Source organism: Bacteroidales bacterium (assembly GCA_041671145.1).
GTDB lineage: Bacteria > Bacteroidota > Bacteroidia > Bacteroidales > JAHJDW01 > JAQUPB01.
This window is the reverse complement of record JBAZBZ010000001.1, coordinates 112679-132235: the sequence shown is the minus strand read 5'-3', so window position 1 is coordinate 132235 and position 19557 is coordinate 112679. Positions and strand designations below refer to the sequence as shown.

Annotated in this window: 16 protein-coding genes; 8 read left to right on the top strand and 8 right to left on the bottom strand. The window is 30.9% G+C overall.

What is annotated here, in order from left to right:
- The first annotated feature begins 3 nt into the window (after positions 1-3).
- Together WC223_00510 and WC223_00505 are read left to right on the top strand one after the other, a co-directional pair.
- A complete protein-coding gene (locus WC223_00510) occupies positions 4-867 on the top strand; it encodes a hypothetical protein (GenBank protein MFA6922710.1) in 864 nt (287 codons plus the stop codon).
- 74 nt (positions 868-941) lie between these two features.
- Complete coding sequence (locus WC223_00505; GenBank protein ID MFA6922709.1) at positions 942-2225, top strand: serine hydrolase domain-containing protein; 1284 nt, start codon at positions 942-944, stop codon at positions 2223-2225.
- On the opposite strand, the gene WC223_00500 is transcribed toward WC223_00505, so the two are convergent.
- Positions 2209-2931: a T9SS type A sorting domain-containing protein gene (locus WC223_00500; protein MFA6922708.1), complete on the bottom strand. Its 723-nt coding sequence runs from the start codon at positions 2929-2931 to the stop codon at positions 2209-2211. The two genes, WC223_00505 and WC223_00500, sit on opposite strands and share 17 nt — an antisense overlap.
- Before the next feature lie 191 nt (positions 2932-3122).
- Here WC223_00500 and WC223_00495 point away from each other — a divergent pair, with 191 nt between their 5' ends.
- From WC223_00495 to WC223_00485, 3 genes are all read left to right on the top strand, one after another.
- Complete coding sequence (locus WC223_00495) at positions 3123-4091, top strand: M23 family metallopeptidase (protein ID MFA6922707.1); 969 nt, start codon at positions 3123-3125, stop codon at positions 4089-4091.
- A gap of 246 nt (positions 4092-4337) precedes the next feature.
- Complete coding sequence (locus WC223_00490) at positions 4338-5390, top strand: TerC/Alx family metal homeostasis membrane protein (protein ID MFA6922706.1); 1053 nt, start codon at positions 4338-4340, stop codon at positions 5388-5390.
- Positions 5391-5393: 3 nt separating this feature from the next.
- Positions 5394-6389 carry a lysylphosphatidylglycerol synthase domain-containing protein gene (locus WC223_00485; protein MFA6922705.1) on the top strand — a complete coding sequence of 332 codons (996 nt, stop codon included), beginning with the start codon at positions 5394-5396 and terminating at the stop codon, positions 6387-6389.
- Positions 6390-6440: 51 nt separating this feature from the next.
- On the opposite strand, the gene WC223_00480 is transcribed toward WC223_00485, so the two are convergent.
- From WC223_00480 to metH, 3 genes are all read right to left on the bottom strand, one after another.
- Positions 6441-6878, bottom strand: coding sequence for a pyridoxamine 5'-phosphate oxidase family protein (locus tag WC223_00480; GenBank protein MFA6922704.1), 438 nt, complete (start codon positions 6876-6878; stop codon positions 6441-6443).
- An 85-nt stretch (positions 6879-6963) separates the two neighbouring features.
- Positions 6964-7443 (bottom strand): GNAT family N-acetyltransferase, encoded by a 480-nt coding sequence (locus WC223_00475; GenBank protein MFA6922703.1) that lies wholly within the window; start codon positions 7441-7443, stop codon positions 6964-6966.
- Between the two features lie 251 nt (positions 7444-7694).
- Positions 7695-11378: a methionine synthase gene (gene metH / locus WC223_00470; protein ID MFA6922702.1), complete on the bottom strand. Its 3684-nt coding sequence runs from the start codon at positions 11376-11378 to the stop codon at positions 7695-7697.
- Positions 11379-11615: 237 nt separating this feature from the next.
- Here metH and tyrS point away from each other — a divergent pair, with 237 nt between their 5' ends.
- Both tyrS and WC223_00460 read left to right on the top strand, forming a co-directional pair.
- Positions 11616-12890 carry a tyrosine--tRNA ligase gene (gene tyrS / locus WC223_00465; GenBank protein ID MFA6922701.1) on the top strand — a complete coding sequence of 425 codons (1275 nt, stop codon included), beginning with the start codon at positions 11616-11618 and terminating at the stop codon, positions 12888-12890.
- 42 nt (positions 12891-12932) lie between these two features.
- The gene (locus WC223_00460; protein MFA6922700.1) at positions 12933-14006 is read left to right on the top strand and encodes a glycosyltransferase family 4 protein; all 1074 of its coding nucleotides are present in this window, start codon (positions 12933-12935) and stop codon (positions 14004-14006) included.
- Between the two features lie 12 nt (positions 14007-14018).
- Here the strand turns inward: WC223_00460 and WC223_00455 are convergent, their stop codons facing one another.
- Positions 14019-14732 (bottom strand): class I SAM-dependent methyltransferase, encoded by a 714-nt coding sequence (locus WC223_00455; GenBank protein ID MFA6922699.1) that lies wholly within the window; start codon positions 14730-14732, stop codon positions 14019-14021.
- Between the two features lie 32 nt (positions 14733-14764).
- Complete coding sequence (gene ahcY, locus WC223_00450) at positions 14765-16186, bottom strand: adenosylhomocysteinase (GenBank protein MFA6922698.1); 1422 nt, start codon at positions 16184-16186, stop codon at positions 14765-14767.
- A 139-nt stretch (positions 16187-16325) separates the two neighbouring features.
- On the opposite strand from ahcY, the gene WC223_00445 reads away from it, so the two are divergent.
- On the top strand, positions 16326-16961 hold the full coding sequence (locus WC223_00445) for a 4'-phosphopantetheinyl transferase superfamily protein (protein MFA6922697.1): 636 nt from the start codon (positions 16326-16328) through the stop codon (positions 16959-16961).
- Positions 16962-17003: 42 nt separating this feature from the next.
- Here WC223_00445 and WC223_00440 read toward each other — a convergent pair whose 3' ends face one another.
- Entirely contained in the window at positions 17004-17612 is a 609-nt protein-coding gene (locus tag WC223_00440) for an outer membrane beta-barrel protein (GenBank protein ID MFA6922696.1), read from the bottom strand.
- 120 nt (positions 17613-17732) lie between these two features.
- Positions 17733-19379 (bottom strand): Zn-dependent hydrolase, encoded by a 1647-nt coding sequence (locus tag WC223_00435; protein ID MFA6922695.1) that lies wholly within the window; start codon positions 19377-19379, stop codon positions 17733-17735.
- Between the last annotated feature and the right edge of the window lie 178 nt (positions 19380-19557).

Here is a 19557-nt window from a genome sequence, read left to right as displayed (position 1 = left end):
ATCATGTTAAGAAAATCAGCAATAATATTTCTTTTATCAGTTTTTATATTTGAAGCAAATTTTTGTTTTTCTTTTGATATAAGAATAAATAAAAAAGATACAACGCAGAAATTGTCGGGCTTTTACATGGGAGTTAGTTTTGGCTCTTATTTTGCAAATAAAAATACTGCCGGTTTTTATAATGGTAGTGGAGTAAATAATCTTAAAGCGGCAATAATTGGAACCCCTTATAATTATCAGGCAATAAGACAAAATTTTGATGGTAAAGATTTTTTTGTTGACACAAATTCATTGCCAAAAAATATGAAATATGATGCGGCGATAAGCGTGGGTTTTCATATTAGGAAGATTTTTAAAAATCAAATTTCTTTTTTTTTAGAATCATATTATTCGAAATTAAAAGCTGCGGATTATATTACAATTGTGGTTGACGACCATTCCACACAAATTTCCGAGCCAGTTATCAGAAAATATCCTATAATTGGACAAGAAGAGAGGTTGGACTTGAATCTCGGTATTTCAAAAACATTTACTAATAAAAAAATAAATCCATATTTTGAATTTGGTGTAAATATGAATAATGTTAAAGTGTTGAAATCAGAAGTTCAGATTGAAGGTTTAACATATAGCATTGTAAGTTACAATAATGCATATTACAATATAAGTCAGGGCGGAATAGGATTTGGACTATTTGCAGGCACTGGTCTGGAAATGATATTAAATAAAAAATTATTTTTAAATGTAGGAGCTAATTTCAGTTATAAAAAAATCCATCTTGGTGATAATGATAAATATTTTTTAAATACAATAATTTATACAAAACTTATTTTAAGCGGACTTTTGTTCTTCGGAGAAAACAGTAACTAAAAGTGAAATTGAAGAATGCAATGTGATTATCCAACCAAATATAGTAATACAATAAAAGCTGTGAGCCACGAGCTATGAGAAAAATGCAAATTAACTACAAACTAAAAACCACAAACTACAAACATTTTTTACGAACAACGCAGATTAAATTAATTACAAACAGAAACTTTATTTTTATTTTATTACTTATAATATTTTCCTGCAACAATCCGCAAAACAAATCAACCGATGCTAAAGCGAAAAAAATTAATATTGCCGAAAGCAAATTAAGAAATCACATAAAATCTTTTTCGGATTTAAATAAAGCAAAATGGCTCGATAGTTTGCTTGAAAGCAATTATGAAAAAAAAGTATTTAACGGAGCAATTTTAATTGCAGAAAACGGGCATGTTATTTATAAAAATGCATTTGGAAATACAGAGTTCAGAAAAAAAGAAAAATTAAATACACGAACTTCTTTTCAGTTAGCATCGGTTTCAAAGATTTTTACGGCAATTGCCGTGATGATGCTTGAAGAACGTAAAAAAATAAATTATGATGATGATATAAAAAAATATATCCGTGATTTTCCTTACGACGGAGTAACTGTGAGAGACCTGCTGAATCATCGTTCCGGCTTGCAGAATTATATTTACGTTGCTGAAAATAACAGGGACAGAAATCTTGATTTTTCAAACAACGATATTATGAAACTATTTGCTGAAAATAATATCGAACTTGAGTTTAAACCCGAAAAAAGATTCAAATACTGCAATACGAACTACGCAATACTGGCGTTGCTGGTTGAGAAGGTTTCGAAACAATCTTTTGGCGAGTTTGTAAAAAAAAATATTTTTGATGTTCTGGAAATGAATAATTCTTTTGTTTATAATAAATCAAAATTTAGTTCGATAAAAAATTATGCAATCGGATACACACGTTTGAAAAGAGGATATGGTGAAGAAGTTCATGATTACCTAGATGACATTGTTGGCGATAAAGGCGTTTATTCATCGGTTGATGATTTATATAAGTTCGATTGTGCATTGTGTACCGATAAACTCGTTAAACAGTCAACGCTCAAGGAAGCATTTTTCCCGAATAAAAATTCGAGAAAAAATTGTATAAAAGAATATGGTTTCGGTTGGCGGCTAAAATTTGTTGACGGCGGGAAAATAGTTTATCATTTTGGTTGGTGGCGAGGTTATAGAACATATTATCTGAAAATATTTGAAGATAATATTACGGTAATTTCACTTAACAACAGAGATAATGTATGCATGAATTCTCTAATAATAAAAATCGTGAAATACCTGAAAAATCTTAAAGATGAGCCGGATATTGATAGTAATAATGAAGAGCTTAGTGCTTCACAATAAGCTTTTGGGTTAATATTGCATTATTTCCTTCAACAATTGTACAAAAATAAATTCCGTCATTAAGTGAAGATGTTTGCAAAGTTATTGTTCCCTTTTTGTCGGGAATTCTGAAAGATTTTATTTCTTTACCAAGAATATCACGCAAAATGAAAGAAGTATTTTCAAATTCATTTGGTAACGAGTGATTAATTTCAACGAAACTATTAGCAGGATTAGGATTAATTTTGAAAACATAAATATTATTTTTCAATTCACTTATATGATTCAAACAGGAATTGTAATGAACAATTACTGCAACAGAATCGGAAGAATCGGAGGCAACAAAGAAAGTATACATTATTATTGAAGTGCCATAATTTTTGTGTGGATAATAATATCCTTCAAAACTTGATGAATCTGTGAAGTATGCAGGAATTGTTTTTCCAAATTTTGTAACATGAATTGAACTATCATAGCATGCTGTCCAGCAGAAAGTGTTATATGAGCCGGAGATTAAGCTTAGTTCCACTTTTTTAACTTTAACTAAAATCGAACTTGATGTGATGTTTTTTACGAATATATGGGAAGTGTATGATGTATCGCCAATAAAATCAATTATTGCACCGTTTACTAAAAGTCCTGTGGAATCATAAAGTTCTATGCTTTGAGCTTTTGATAAAGTGAAAGAAAATAATAAAACTATACTTAAAATAAAATTTCTGAACATAAAAAAATAAATATATTTCAAATATAATAAAAAAACTTTGATATTAAAATAGTTTGAAGTTGTTGTCAATAATTGGCTGGTAACTATTGGCTTTAAAACTGTAAACCACAGATATTTTATAAAAAAGTTGAAATTTCATTTTTTTATCCATATTTTTGTCAAATAACGAATCGTAAATATTATTAGATTTAATGGCTAAGGTCAGGTATCATTTTAATACAAAGTCGCTTTCTTACGAAAAGGTTAAAACAACTTTAAAAGAAAAATTTTTAAAAATATTTTCTTTTTTAGCTTCAGGTATTGTTTTTTCAACCCTTACACTTGTTGTTTTATATAATGTTGTTGATTCACCTAAGGAAAGAATTCTTGAGAGAGAACTGAATTTGTATAAATCAAAATATGTAATATTAAACGAACGTTTGAACAAACTCTCGGTTGTGCTTGATGATATTGAAAACAGGGACAATAATATTTACCGGTTAATATTTGAAGCGGAACCGATATCCGAAAGCGTTAGAAAAGCAGGATACGGCGGTGTGAACCGATATGCTGAACTTGAGGATTATGATAATTCGCAACTTGTTTTGGAATCAATGAAAAATATTGATAAAATTTCGCGTCAGCTTTATATTCAATCCAAGTCCTTTGATGAAGTTTATAAAATGGCAAAAGAAAAAGAAATAAGATTTGCTTCAATTCCTGCAATAGTTCCCATTAAAAACGGAGCAAGGCAAATTGCTTCCGGCTTTGGATACAGAATTCATCCTATTTATAAAACATTGCAAATGCATTCAGGTATTGACATTATTGCATCAAGAGGAATAACAATATTTGCTACCGGCGACGGTACAGTTGAATCCCCAAGTAAAAATCTCAGCGGTTATGGTATAGTTTGCGTAATAAATCACAATTTCGGCTACGAAACGCTTTACGGACACATGAGCAGAATGGTGGTTCATCACGGACAAAAGGTTAAAAGAGGTCAGTTAATTGGATACGTTGGGAGTACCGGTATTTCCACAGCACCGCATTTGCATTATGAAGTATGGAAGAGCGGAAAAAGAATAAATCCGGTTCAATATTTTTATAATGACCTTTCACCTGCCGAATATGAAAAAGTGATTGAAGAATCTTCAAAAATCACACAGTCGCTTTCATAAAAAATCACACAGATTCACTTAAAGTACTTCGAGTACTTCAAGTTAATGGCAAATAGTCATTAGTCATTATTTTTATTGTTATCTGTGGCGTTTTTATTTTTACTATACAAAATATCATAGAACTATTAAAATCAAATTATATTTTTAAATTTGTGGCTACTTATTAACTTTATAGATAATCTGTGAATCTGTGGTAAATTTTGATTACCCACAAGCAGAAGTCATAAAGTCATTAAAATTTTACTCATGTTTTTAAATGAAATTTCATTTTTCTCGATTTTCTTAATTGCAATAGTTTTTATTCTTTTGCTCGACCTTGGTATATTCAGCAAAAAAAGTCATGCTTTATCATTCAGAGAATCGCTTATATGGTGTGTTATTTGGATTTCACTTGCATTGGTTTTTTATGTTTTTCTGAAGTTCAAAGGCAACTGGATGCATGATGTAAACAGCACGGAAGACATAAGAAATCTTACCGAAAAATATCTTCATCCGATTACTTTAAGTAATAATAATTTTTCTGAAAATCTGCAGCTATACAGAAATAATCTTTCACTCGAATTCATAACCGGTTATTTAATAGAGTATGCATTGTCGGTAGATAATATATTTGTTATAATACTTATTTTTTACTCTTTCGGAGTTAATCGCAAATGCTACAAACGTGTTTTGTTATATGGAATTGCAGGAGCAATAGTGCTGCGGTTTATTTTTATTTTTTTAAGTTCTGCCTTAATTCAGAAATTTTCATGGATTCTTTATTTATTCGGATTGCTATTGATTTACACGGGAGTCAGGATGTTTATTTCGAGAAATAAAAAAGAAAAAATCAAAACTCAGAAACATCCGGTAGTTAAATTCGCATCAAAATATTTTTCTGTATTTCCACGCTTTGTGGGGCAAAATTTTTTTATAAGAAAAAACGAAAAGTTATTTATTACCCCTTTGTTCCTGACACTTTTAGTTATTGAATTTTCCGATATTATTTTTGCTGTTGACTCGATACCTGCAATTTTTTCGGTTACTAAAGACCCATATATAGTTTTCTTTTCAAATATTTTTGCAATAATCGGATTACGTTCACTGTTTTTTCTTATAATAAATATTATAGGCAAATTTTATTATCTTAAACACGGATTATCTGTTCTTCTTACTTTTGTAGGGCTGAAAATGATTTTTAATCATTGGCTGAAGGAAGTGGGCTTTAATACCGTACATTCATTATGTGTTATTCTTTTTATAATAATTATAAGTATTATTTTATCAATTTTATTTCCTAAAAAAGAAAAGAGTATTTAATTGATGCGTAAAAATAAAATATACAAAACTATTGATATAACTGCAAAAACATTTATTATCATATCTGCATTTTATTTTATTTACAGGGAAATATTTTATAAAAACGATTTTAATACAATACTTGATAACTTCCCCAAAATATCACTAACAAAAGGTTGTTTAATTTCCTCAGTTATGCTTTTTATGATGTTTGCCAACTGGTTTCTCGAAGCAATTAAATGGAAATATTTAATCGGGAAAATAGAAAAAATATCTTTACTGAAGTCATTGCAGGCAATTTTTTCCGGCACCACTTTCAGTATTTTTACTCCAAACAGATTTGGTGAATTCGGTGGAAAAGTTTTTTATGTTGAAAAACAAAATCAGCTTAAAGCATTTTTAATTACAATTATCGGAAGTACAGCACAGCTATTGATTACAATTATTGTTGGTATAGCAGGACTTTTTTATTTTATTTTAAAATATTCTGATTTGCAAAGCCATGTTAATTCATATATTTATTATATTCTTATTGTATTGATACTTGCAACAGCAATAATATTGGTGCTTCTGTTTATCAACACTTCTTCTTTAAAAACACTGTTGAACAAAATACCCACATTAAAAAGATTCGAAAAATATTATTTTGTTTTTTCAAATTATAACCGTATTGAATTGTTGAATGTATTGCTGTTAAGTTTATGCAGATATATTGTGTTTTCAGTTCAGTTTTATGTTTTACTTATTTTTTTTAATGTCAATATTTCTTTATCTGAGGGATTAATGATGATTTCACTGATATATTTTGTAATAGCTGCAATACCAACAATGGCGTTGACTGAAATAGGAGTTCGGGGTTCCGTTTCATTATATTTTCTTGGAATACTCTCAGTAAATACAATAGGAATTGTTACCGCTTCGTTTTCATTGTGGCTTATAAATCTTGCAATACCTGCATTGATAGGTTCTATATTCATTTATAATCTTAAATTCTACAGAAAAAATTCGGTTTTGTCCTGAACTATTCATAAAGTCGAGAGTAACGAAGAAATCGGACATTATGGACAAACTCTAATTAATAGCAATTTTTTCCCATACTAACTTTTTTCCAAACCCTAATCTGTTGTCGGTAAGTTTTATGAAATCAACTTTAATTCCCCAGAGAGTTAATTTTGCAAATACAGCGACTGGAAATCTTTTTAAATAAATCTTTTTTGCATAATCAAAAAAATCACCATCACATTTTTTAATTGTTCCTGTAAATTGAACTCCCTGTATTTTGCCGATAACAGAAGTTTCGAGGGCGATTGCTCCTGCCACATTTTTATTTTTTAAAATATCTTCAATATGTTTTGTGTCATTGTCGGAAGTAAAAACAAACATTTGCTCTTTTTCCAGAAAAACATAAAACATTGTTGAGCAATAGGGTTTATTATCAAAACTTGTGGCAAGTGTGAAAACATGATGATTCTTAATAAAATTTAGTATTTTTTTATCAATATCACTCATAGAATTATTTTTTTTAAAAATAGCTTCGAGCTACGAGCCGCGAGCTATGAGGAAAAACAGAGCTTAACGACAAACCACAAACATTTTATTTAAACTCTTTTATCTGCTTCTCCGTGAGTTTCCCATTAATCCATGCTTCATCAAGATTTGCATCATACTTTTTGTAAAAATTTATTGCGGGAGTATTCCAATTTAGAACTTGCCATTGCATTCGTTTTGCTCCTATTTCTTTACTTTTTTCGATTACTTCTTCAAATAATTTTTTCCCTATTCCGTATCGACGGTATTGTTGTTTTACAATTATGTCTTCGAGATAAACACATTTCCCTTTCCATGTTGAATAAGAATAAAAATAAAAAGCCATTCCAACAATTTCATTATTCACTATTGCAACAAATGTTTCAAAAACGGGATTTTCATTGAAGCCGTCTCTTTGGAGTTCTTCAAGAGTAACAGTAACTTCTTGCGGGGCTTTTTCATATTCCGCAAGTTCTTTTATTAATTTAAGAATCTCCGGTAAATCCTGTTTTATTCCTTTTCTAATATTTACTTCGATATTCGACATTAGGTATTCGTTTAAAAAAGTTTTCAGTTTTCAGTTTAAAGTTTCGGTATTTTGTTGTTCATACTTGAAAAGAAACTTCGATATTTTACATTCGGTGTTAAAAAAGTTTAAAATATAATATTTAATTTATTCCAAAAAGTAATTTTTATTTACTTTTTAAGTGTATCCAATAATAAACTGTAAAAAGAATAATGATACAAACTACAAATCCCGAAACTATAAACTGAAAACTTTTTTCTGACAACTAAATTTTAGTAGTTCAAACTTGTAGCAAGCCACTTTTCAACTTCTTCAACTTTCATTCCTTTTCGTTTTGAATAATCTTCAATTTGGTCTTTACTTATTTTTCCCAACACAAAATATTTTGAAAAAGGATGTGAAAAATAAAATCCGCAAATTGAAGCAAGTGGGAGCATTGCATAATTTTCAGTTAATGTAATACCTGTGTTTTTTTCAACTTCAAGTAAATCAAAAATCATTTGTTTTTCGGTATGGTCGGGAGATGTTGGGTACCCGGGTGCCGGACGAATTCCATTATATTCTTTTTTAAATAATTTTTCAGGCAAAAGTTTTTCATTTTCCGAATATCCCCAGAAAGTTTTTCTTACTTTTTCGTGCATGAGTTCGGCGAATGCTTCAACAAGACGATTTGCAAGGGTTTTGAGCATGAGAATTGTATAATCATCTTTTCTGATTTCATAAATTTTTATTGCTTCTTCAATATTCAATCCGCAGGTAACTGCAAATAAACCGATGTAATCAGAAATTCCGTTTTCTTTCGGTGCTATAAAATCACTTAAAGACAAATTACTTTTCCCCGATTCTTTTTCTGCTTGTTGTCTTAAATTATGAATTACAGATATGACTTCATTTCTTTTTTCTAAAAAGTTTTTTTCTTTTGTTTCAAAACTATAAATTTCAATATCATCTTGAGCATTTGCATTTGCAGGATACAAACCAATTACGGCATTTGCCCGCAATAAATTTTTATCACTTATTTCTTTCAGGAATTTTTGTGCACCGGTGAAAAGTTTTTTCGCTTCAATACCAACTTTTTTATCTTCAAATATTTCGGGATATTTTCCCTTTATTTTCCATTGAATAAAAAACTGTGTCCAATCAATATATTCAGCAATTTCAGAAACAGAAAAATTCTTAAAAACTTTTGTTCCCAGAAAGGATGGTTTTGTAATTTTTATTTTATCCCAATTTGTCTGCAACTTATTTTTACGTGCACCGGCAAGCGAAATATATGTTTTACTTTTTTGCTTTGCTGAATATTGAGCTTTTAATTTTTCATATTCATTTTTTATATCTGAAATATATTTATTTCTGGTTTCTTTATTTAACAGATTATTGCAAACGGATACACATTTCGAAGCATCAAGAACATGAATAACTGGTCCGCTGTAATTAGGAGCAATCTTAACTGCTGTGTGAACTGTGGATGTGGTAGCTCCACTAATCAGTAATGGAATTTTCATTTCTTCTCTCTCGAGTTCTTTTGCTACAAAAATCATTTCTTCAAGCGAAGGAGTTATAAGTCCACTTAAACCGATAATATCAACATTATGCTTTTTTGCTTCTTCAATAATTTTTTCATACGGAACCATAACGCCCAAATCAATAACCTCGAAATTGTTGCATCCGAGAACAACACCCACAATATTTTTTCCTATATCATGAACATCTCCTTTTACGGTTGCAAGAAGGATTTTTCCGCGCGTTCCTGCTGCTTTTTTTTCTTTTTCAATGTATGGTTGAAGAATGCTTACCGCTGCTTTCATCACTCTTGCACTTTTAACTACTTGCGGTAAAAACATTTTTCCGGCACCAAACATATCCCCGACATTATTCATTGCGTTCATCAGTGGTTCTTCTATAATTCTAACCGGACTATCAAATTTTTGCAATGCTTCATTCATATCTTCTTCAATAAAATCGGTAATTCCTTTTATTAACGAATGAGCAATTCTTTTTTCCAGCGGTTCTTTTCTCCAGCTTTCTTCTTCTTTAGTTTTTGTTTTATCGGTATTCTTTATTTTTTCTGCAAATTCAACAAGTTTTTCTGTTGCATTTTCTTTTCTGAACAACAAAACATCTTCAACTGCTTCGAGCAAATCTTCGGGAATATCAGAGTATGGCTTTACCATTCCTGCATTCACAATTGCCATATCCAATCCTGCATTAACCGCATGATATAAAAAAGCAGCATGTAAAGTTTCACGTATTTCATTATTTCCTCTGAAAGAAAATGAAAGATTACTGATGCCTCCACTAACAGAAGTTCCTGGAAGATTTTCCTTAATCCATTTCACTGTTTTAATAAAATCAAGAGCATAAGAATTATGCAGCTCAATTCCAGTGGCAACAGCTAATACGTTCGGGTCGAAAATTATATTCTGAGGCAGAATGCCTACTTCCTGAGTTAAAATTTTATATGTACGTTTGCAAACTTCAATTCTTCTTTCAAAAGTATCGGCTTGTCCTTTTTCATCAAATGCCATTACAATAATTGCTGCACCGTATCTTTTTATTTTCAATGCTCTCTCTTTGAATTTTTCAACACCATCTTTCAAACTTATGGAGTTAACAATTCCTTTCCCTTGCAAGCATTTCAATGCACTTTCAATTACTGACCATTTTGAAGAATCGAGCATTACAGGCACTTTCGCAATTTCCGGCTCGGAAGCAACCAAATTCAAAAACTTAACCATAGCCTTTTCGGAATCAATCATTGCATCATCCATATTTACATCAATGATTAAAGCACCATTTTCAACTTGCTGCCGTGCAATTTTTAAAGCATCTTCATATTTATTTTCAGCAATAAGTTTTTTAAAATTTGCTGACCCCGCAACATTTGTTCTTTCTCCAACATAAACAAGATTGCTTTTCGGGAAAATTGTTAACGGCTCAAGTCCACTGAATCGGGGTAAGGCAGTAATAACAGGGATTTTACGTGGCGAATATTTTGAAGCAACATCAGAAATTTTTCTGATATGTTCAGGAGTTGTACCGCAGCAACCACCAATTATATTCACCAAACCATCTTTAAAAAATTCTTCAATTACTTTCGTGAATTTTTCGGGAGTTTCATCGTAAGCTCCGAATTGATTTGGCAAACCTGCATTCGGATGTGCACTCACACAGCAATTTGCGATTTTTGATAATTGCTGTAAATACGGACGAATTTGTTCTGCTCCCAAAGCACAGTTCATACCTATGCTAAGCAAATCGGCTTGTTCAACGGAATTGTAAAATGCCTCAAGAGTTTGTCCCGATAAATTTCTACCACTTTTTTCAATAGTGCATGAAACCATCAGCGGAATCTTTTTCCCGATTTTATCAAAATATTCGTTTGCGGCAAACAATGCTGCTTTACAATTTAGAGTATCAAATACAGTTTCGAATAATAAAACGTCAACTCCACCGTCAATCAATCCTTTTATTTGCTCAGTATATGCTTCAACCAGCTCATCGAAAGAAATATTTCTAAAACCAGGGTCGTTCACATCAGGCGACATTGAAGCAGTTCTGTTTGTAGGACCAATAGAACCGGCAACAAAGCGTGGTTTATTCGGATTCTTTTTTGTAAATTCATCTGCAACTTTTCTTGCTATTTTTGCAGCTGCAAAGCATAATTCATAGCAAATTTTTTCTAAACCATAATCTGACTGAGAAATTTTGTTTGCATTAAAACTATTTGTAGAAACAATATCGGCACCTGCTTCAAAATATTGCCTGTGGATATTTTCAATAACTTCAGGTTTTGTTAAGGACAATATATCATTATTTCCTTTTAAATCTTTCGTATGATTTGCAAACTGTTCTCCACGAAAATCTTTTTCATTAAGTTTTTCTTTTTGAATAAGAGTTCCCATTGCTCCATCAAGCACAAGAATTCTTTTACTTATAATTTCTGTAATTTTCATTTTTAAAAAATAAAGTTATAGAATAAAACATTTGCAAAATTACGGAAAATCTTTTAAAAGATAAACCCTTTTTGCATTTATCAATGTTTCTAAATTCAAATGGCTCGAAAGAAACTGATATCAGAGGGATTTAGAAATTACGCAAATTACATAACGTAAAAAGCGTAATTTAAAAAAGGAATATATTTTGGTTTTTTCCATTATCTTTGCAAGCATTAATTAACAAATAAAATCAATATGAACTTCATAGAAGAACTCAAATGGCGAGGCATGATTCACGATGTTATGCCCGGAACGGAAGAACAACTTAATAAAGAGATGACGGTTGCTTACACGGGTTTTGACCCAACAGCAACTTCAATGCATATAGGAAATCTTTCATCAATAATGCTTCTGAAATTTTTTCAGTTATCGGGACATAAACCAATAATAGTTATTGGTGGAGGAACAGGAATGATTGGCGACCCTTCCGGAAAATCGGCTGAAAGAAATCTGCTTGATTTGGAAACTATTAAACATAATCAGGAATGTATAAAAAAACAATTTGAAAAAATTCTTGATTTTGGAAATGCTTCCAATGCCGCCGAAATCATTAATAACTATGACTGGCTGAGTAAACTTAATTTAATAGATTTTCTGAGAGACATTGGCAAACACATAACTATAAATTATATGCTTGCAAAAGATTCGGTAAAAAAACGACTTGAAACAGGAATTTCGTACACCGAATTTGCTTATCAGATGCTTCAGGGATATGATTATTTACATTTATATGAAACAAAAAACTGCAAACTGCAAATGGGCGGTTCCGACCAATGGGGAAATATTGTTACCGGAACTGAACTTATAAGAAGAAAAATTGGCGGCAATGCATTTGCCCTTACTTCTCCTTTAATAACGAAGTCAGACGGTGGAAAATTCGGAAAAACCGAAGAAGGCAGTGTATGGCTCGATTCAAACTTAACTTCACCATATAAGTTTTACCAATTTTGGCTGAACGTTTCCGATGAAGATGCTGTAAAATTTATAAAAATATTCACACTTCATTCAAAAGAAGAAGTTGAAAATTTCGAAGCAGAACATCTCAAAACTCCGCATTTGCGGGTTTTACAAAAAGCATTGGCAAAAGACGTAACCATTAGAGTTCATTCTGAAAATGATTATAAATCGGCAGTTGAAGCTTCGGAAATATTGTTCGGCAAAGGAACCACAGAGTCGTTAAAAAAACTTGATGAAAAAACTTTTCTTTCGGTTTTTGAAGGAGTGCCGCAGTGCAATATCAGTAAAGACAAGCTTTCAGAAGATTTAAACATTGTGGATTTTCTTACCGAAATAACAAATATTTTTCCTTCAAAAAGCGAAGCACGAAGAACATTGAAAGATAATGGAGTTATGCTCAACAAAGAAAAAGTAACAGAATCGCAAATCATAAAAAATGATTTATTGTTAAACGGAAAATATATTTTAGTTCAAAAAGGAAAAAAGAATTATTTTTTAGTGAAAGCAGAATAAACAAGACCTAACCTGACAGAGTATAATAAATCAAAAGAAACGATGAAAGTCCTTTTATTTTCTACCGGTTTTTATGAATACATGATTGAACTTGCAAATGCAATGTCGGAGCATGCTGATGTTGTATTGATGCTTCCTTCCAACAGAATTGATGATATTCATCTAAAATCTATATCACCTAAAGTAATTTTTGAACCTTTTGAATTGGTTGATTACAAAAGCATTCGTGATAATTCAAAAATGATTTTTGATATTGTAAAAAAAATAAATAAACACAATTCTGAAACTATTCACATTCAGCATTATGGTCATCACTGGTTTTATTTAGCATACCCTTTTCTTTTAAAATATAGAATTGTCAATACAGTTCACGACCCTAAGCCCCACATTGGCGACATGATTGTTAAAAGGGCGTTGGTTTCTGAATTTTTTAATAAAATATTTTGTTCTAAATATATCGTTCATGGCGAGGTGCTGAAAAAAGAAATGATTTTATATAGAAAAATTAAAGCAGATAAAATATTTGTTATTCCTCACGGACATTTAGGTTTATTTAAAAAGTGGAATAAAAAAACAGTTAAGAAAGAAAAAAAACATATTATTTTTTTTGGAAGAATATGGAAATACAAAGGCTTGGAATATTTTATAAAAGCCGAACCTATTGTTTCAAAAGAAATACCCGATGTTAAATTTGTTATTGCCGGAAAGGGCGAAGATTTTGAAAAATATGAAAAAATGATTTTAAATAAAAATAATTTTATAATAAAAAATTATCGTATTTCCAATGAAGAAACTGACGAACTTTTTAATCAGTGTTCCATTTGTGTTTTACCTTATATTGAAGCAACGCAAAGTGGAGTTGCTGCAATTGCACTGGCTTATGGGGTGCCTGTTATAGCAACTAATGTTGGTTCATTACCCGAAGTTATTGAGAATGGCATCAATGGTTATATTGTTGAAACGGAAAACGAAACAGCTATTGCAGAAAAAATAATTGAATTAATAAACAATAATAATTTGTATGAAGCAATGAGTAAAAACGCAATCAGTACTGTAAACAATAAACTTTCGTGGGAAAATATTTCTAGACAAACTCTTGAAGTATATAAATTTTAACCTAAAAATTTATTAGATTTTTTTAGCAACAAGTATGTATCCCATGGGAAATATGGGCTTAGATAAATCCGAAAATTTTCTTACCGGTTTTATTTTATAAAAAAGTTTTCCTGTACCTTCAAGAATATTACAAATTATTTTTTTCATGGGAAAGTTGTAATAATTAACGGCTTTATAAGTTAAATCAAATAATATTTCAGGTATCCCGCCATAAGCTTCAAGTTTTATTACTTCAAGATTATTTATTCTGCAAAATTCCCTGAGCATAAAATGAGTGTATCTGTGATAATCGTGCGGACTGTCGTGAACACAATAAAGAAACGGAACACCTATAATTAAATGTCCATCTGGTTTTAAAACCCTTGTTATTTCTGAAAATAAATCATAAGGCTTGCGAATATGTTCAATAACATCGCTGCATAAAATTGTATCAAAAGAATTACTTTCAAGATTCAAAGGTTCATTCAAATCGGCTTCAAAATCCAAAAATGAAATTTCGTTTTTATCATTTCTAATATCTATGCAAATATTTTCAGTTACTAAATTTTTATAAAAATGATAATAAGGAACAATATCACAACCTAAATCTGTTAATTTTCCTTTAGCGAAATTTTCAATGGCATTTTTGTAAGCATAACCAATTATTTTATCAATGTACGGACCAATAATTTTTCCTTTTTTATCCAATCTGAATCTTTGGGGTTCCCACTTATTAATGTTTTTCATATTAATTTTATGCTAAAACATACAAACTCTAATTAGTATCTGTAATGTTCAGCTTTATAAGGACCATCGGGATTTACTCCAATATAATCGGCTTGTTCTTTTGTAAGTTTAGTGAGTTTTACGCCTATTCTTTCGAGATGCAGTCGTGCAACTTCCTCATCAAGCTCTTTAGGTAATCTATAAACTCCGATTTTGTATTTATTTTTCCACAAATCGAGTTGGGCAATAGTTTGATTTGTGAAAGAATTGCTCATTACAAATGAAGGATGACCTGTTGCACAGCCAAGATTTACAAGACGTCCCTCAGCAAGCAAGAAAATTGCATGTCCATCGGGAAATATATATTTGTCAACCTGCGGTTTGATGTTTAAATGTTTTATTTCGGGATAATTAAATAATTTTTCAACCTGTATTTCATTATCGAAATGTCCGATATTACAAACTATTGCCTGGTCTTTCATTTTTACTATATGGTCAATTGTAATAACATCCTTATTTCCTGTAGTTGTAACATAAATATCACCTTCTGCTAAAGCATCTTCAATTGTAGTAACTTCAAAGCCCTCCATTGCTGCCTGCAATGCACAAATGGGGTCAATTTCGGTAACAATAACTCTTGCGCCATAACTTTTCATTGAACGCGAGCAACCTTTGCCAACATCGCCGTATCCGCAAACAACAATAACTTTTCCTGCGAGCATCACATCAGTAGCTCGCTTTATTCCATCAGCCAATGATTCCCTGCATCCATATAAATTATCAAATTTTGATTTTGTAACGGAATCATTAACGTTTATTGCCGGAACAAGAAGTTCGCCTTTTTCGAGCATTTGATACAAACGATGAACGCCTGTTGTTGTTTCTTCGGAAACACCTTTTAATTCGGCAACTGCACGATGCCATTTCTGGTTGTCTTCTTTTAAAATAGTTTTCAGCGTTTGCAAAATCACAGCTTCTTCGGTGCTTCCGGCTTTTCTGTCAAGAACTTTTGCATCATTTTCTGCCTGATAGCCGATATGAATAAGCATTGTTGCATCACCGCCGTCGTCAACAATTAAATTTGGTCCTTTGCCGCCGGGAAATGATAATGCCTGATTTGTGCACCACCAGTATTCTTCAAGAGTTTCGCCTTTCCACGCAAACACAGGAACTCCGGTTTTAGCAATTGCGGCAGCAGCATGGTCTTGTGTCGAAAATATATTACAGCTTGCCCACCTTACATCAGCTCCAAGTTCAACAAGGGTTTCAATCAAAACAGCAGTTTGAATTGTCATGTGTAATGAACCCGAAACTCTGGCATCTTTCAAAGGTTTTGAAGCAGAATATTTTTTTCGGAGTGACATTAAGCCGGGCATTTCTTTTTCGGCAATATCAATTTCTTTTCTGCCAAAATCGGCAAGTGATATGTCTCTCACTTTGTATTTCATTTGTGTGTCTGTCGCAGTTGTTTCCATATATTTTTATATTTTTGTGAATTGAATTGCAAATTTAGATAATTATTGCGAAAATTCTAAATAATATTTTATTTTCTCGCAAAGACGCAGAGAAAAGTATTTATAGCATTTCTTGAAATATTAATTTTAATAATATCTGATGGGTATTTTGCTTAAAAAAAATATTGACAATTATACTTATATCGGTGTTTGGGATATTCAGGAAAACATTGATGAATTGTTATTGAAAATTAATTTAACCTCTTACGAAAAAGAAATTTACAATTCTTTCAAACATGATTTACGAAAATTACATTGGCTAAGTGCAAGAGCTATTATAAAAGAATTACTTCCGGAGGAAAACATTGAAATTATTTATGCTCCAAATGACAAACCGTTTACAAAAAATAAAAAATACAATATTTCCATTTCGCATTCACACAAAAAAGCTGCTGTAATAATAAGTAAAAATAATCATGTGGGAATTGACATTGAAAAGATGCAGCATAAAATTGAAAAGTTAAAAGAGAAATTTTTATGTGAAGAGGAATTAAAAAATATTGGAAATAAAAATATTTCCGAAAAACTCTATGTTTGTTGGGGAGCAAAGGAATCACTTTTTAAATTATATGGAAAAGGAAACATTATTTTTGCCGAAAATTTTTTTGTTGAAACATTCGAATATAAATCAAAAGGAGAAATAACAGGGTATATCAAATTAAATAATTTGAAAAATAAATACAAAATATTTTACGAAGCTGTTGATGAATACATGCTTGTTTATGTTATAGAATAAAAAGATTAAAAGATTGAAAAATTAATGGTTTGAAACTTATTTCTATTTTCCAAACTGATAACTCAAAGTAAAAGATGTAACGGAATTAAATTGTAAACGATCTAACCTTGCTTGACTTTGACTCAAATCTTGTCCGCGGACAGGAGCTATTGACCTTGAGAATCTTGCCGAAAAAATTAATTTTTTACTTACAGGATAACCTAAACCCACATGATAGCTGTAATCAAATTTATTAAATGCAGGTCGGTCAACTCCCGGTTTATATTTTCCGTATTCAAACTCCTCACTTGAATATGCTAATACTGCAAAAGAAATTCCACCTTCAATAAAAAAGTATTTTATATGATAACGATATAAAAATAATGCTTCAACATATCTTAGTTTTAATGTGTAAAACTCAAAACTAATCGTATCAATTGTTTTGTGGCTGCCTTTACCAATATAATACAAATCGAACTCTAAAGAATTATTTTCATCAAACTTTAATTTAGTAAACCCACCGATTATTGGAGACGCTTTATTAAAACCATATAACTTGTCGCCTGAAATCTGGCTTGCACTTAACCCTGCAAGTATTCCACCTTTAAAATTTTGTGAATAAATCAATAAGGGAAAACAAAATAGTATTAAGAATATTTTCGGTTTAATCATTTATTATGCTCTCTTTTAAAAAATCAAATGCTTTTTTATCTTTCATATAAAAAAGTCACATTGCTTAATTGTTAAATTGTTGATATTTCTTATAACAATTCAACAATTAAACAATAAACTTTACAATCCCAAAACTTCCTTTCCCTGTTCAAAAACAATATCTTTAGGAATGTTAGCATTTTTAAGTCGTTCAATGTCTTTCTGCAGTTCGGGTTTTATTATTCCGCTTTCATTCAAATATTTCAATGCTTTTTCTTTATAACCATTACCTTGAATTTCCAGAATTTCCTTTGACCATGAATTCATTGCAAGTTTCATTTTTTCAAAATCAACTTTATAAGTTCCGTTGCCGCTTCGTTTGAAAGCACCCATGTTTTCAAAATAATTAAAGCACATCATGTTTGCTTTTCCGTGAGCATCAGAAGCTCCAAAGCGAACCGAACGGATTAGTCCTGCCATGAAAGTTACATAATTTTCTTCGGTAGTACAATCTGTAACAATTCCTTTTTCAATAAGTTTTGTTACAATAAATAATCCAAGAATATCAGCTTTACCTTCTTCAAATGCCGATGCAGTATTCTGCATTGCTTCTCTCACGCTGCCTTTTCCGTTAATCGTTTGTTTAATTCCGATGCCATGAGCAACTTCATGAAACATAACATTATTAAAAAAAGCATCGAACTTGATGTATTTTTTTTGTGATTCATCAATCAAGACACCGGAAATAGGAACAAGTATATTGTCAAATTTTGCTTTCATTGTATTTTTCAACTGTAATCTTCTTGAGCCCTTTTTCAATTGAACCTGTTCATCGTTAGGTAAATTAATTGCAATTGTTTTTCCACCGGAATTAGCATTTCCCGCATAATATATAACATCATAAGCATTCAAATCGGAATTTGTACCCGGTTTTTCGGCTTTATATTTTTCATCAACAGGAAGTTGTTTCTGAAGTTCAGGTAGTGTTGCAATATACTTATCAAGTTTTTTACTCCAATCTTTATCTTTAATTAAAATCATAGCTTCATGTGATGCCTTATAGCCGAATATTCCATCCTCGTAAGTTTCAATTGGTCCAACAACAAAATCAATCATATTGTTTTTCATATCGAGCCATGCCATATCGCTTGGCTGATAGTTATCTGTGAGCAATGCTTCAGCGCGCATATTCAAATATTTTTTAAATCCTTCATCTTCTGCAAGTTTTGTTGCTTCTTTAAGTAAAGATGCTGCCTTTTCGATTTTTTCCTTGAATGCTTCGTGATACCAAACTACTTTCAATGACTTGTCATCATTTCGTTTCAGCAATGTGTACTGGCTTGTTTTATTTTTATCTTTAAGTTTTTCAAATTCTTCTTTTGTCATATCGGTTGGATAAAAATTTGCTCCGAGTGGTTTTTTGCCAAAAGAAGAAACGAATGGTTTGTCACCATCAAGTCGTTCCCATGGACCATAATTTATTTCTGCAAACTTTTTTGTCAAACTGTCGGATATGCCATTGAAGAATTTTTCTTTATCACCTAAAGTTTCAACCCAGAAAATATCATCCATGATTTTTGAAATCTCAATAAGAATCGGAAGCATTTGCTTTTCTTTTGATGTGAGCTTTGTAAGGTCAGTTGTAAGTTTAACCGTTATAAGCTCTTTTATTTTGTTTTCCATATTTTTTGATATTTCCGATTGTTCATTGGGTTTTTTACAATTTTTGCAGTTGATAAAAAAAGAAAACATTGCAAAAGTTAGTGCAGATAAAATAAGTTTTTTCATAAAAATAATTTTTAAGTTATTTTGTTTTTAGTATTTTAATCAAGTATAATCCTTTGTGTTCTTTGTGAAATTTTCTCTGTGGACTTTGTGGTTATATTTTTTTACCACAAAGAACACAAAGGATTACACAAAGTTCACAAAGGTTAAAACTATGTATTATTACACCAAATCAGCAATA

Coding starts and splice junctions, on each gene's coding strand:
- WC223_00495 (MFA6922707.1), top strand. CDS start 3,123: ATGGCTAAGGTCAGGTATCATTTTAATACAAAGTCGCTTTCTTACGAA.
- WC223_00500 (MFA6922708.1), bottom strand. CDS start 2,931: ATGTTCAGAAATTTTATTTTAAGTATAGTTTTATTATTTTCTTTCACT.
- ahcY (MFA6922698.1), bottom strand. CDS start 16,186: ATGGAAACAACTGCGACAGACACACAAATGAAATACAAAGTGAGAGAC.
- WC223_00505 (MFA6922709.1), top strand. CDS start 942: ATGAGAAAAATGCAAATTAACTACAAACTAAAAACCACAAACTACAAA.
- WC223_00490 (MFA6922706.1), top strand. CDS start 4,338: ATGTTTTTAAATGAAATTTCATTTTTCTCGATTTTCTTAATTGCAATA.
- WC223_00475 (MFA6922703.1), bottom strand. CDS start 7,443: ATGTCGAATATCGAAGTAAATATTAGAAAAGGAATAAAACAGGATTTA.
- tyrS (MFA6922701.1), top strand. CDS start 11,616: ATGAACTTCATAGAAGAACTCAAATGGCGAGGCATGATTCACGATGTT.
- WC223_00460 (MFA6922700.1), top strand. CDS start 12,933: ATGAAAGTCCTTTTATTTTCTACCGGTTTTTATGAATACATGATTGAA.
- WC223_00480 (MFA6922704.1), bottom strand. CDS start 6,878: ATGAGTGATATTGATAAAAAAATACTAAATTTTATTAAGAATCATCAT.
- WC223_00440 (MFA6922696.1), bottom strand. CDS start 17,612: ATGATTAAACCGAAAATATTCTTAATACTATTTTGTTTTCCCTTATTG.
- WC223_00510 (MFA6922710.1), top strand. CDS start 4: ATGTTAAGAAAATCAGCAATAATATTTCTTTTATCAGTTTTTATATTT.
- metH (MFA6922702.1), bottom strand. CDS start 11,378: ATGAAAATTACAGAAATTATAAGTAAAAGAATTCTTGTGCTTGATGGA.
- WC223_00485 (MFA6922705.1), top strand. CDS start 5,394: ATGCGTAAAAATAAAATATACAAAACTATTGATATAACTGCAAAAACA.
- WC223_00455 (MFA6922699.1), bottom strand. CDS start 14,732: ATGAAAAACATTAATAAGTGGGAACCCCAAAGATTCAGATTGGATAAA.
- WC223_00435 (MFA6922695.1), bottom strand. CDS start 19,379: ATGAAAAAACTTATTTTATCTGCACTAACTTTTGCAATGTTTTCTTTT.
- WC223_00445 (MFA6922697.1), top strand. CDS start 16,326: ATGGGTATTTTGCTTAAAAAAAATATTGACAATTATACTTATATCGGT.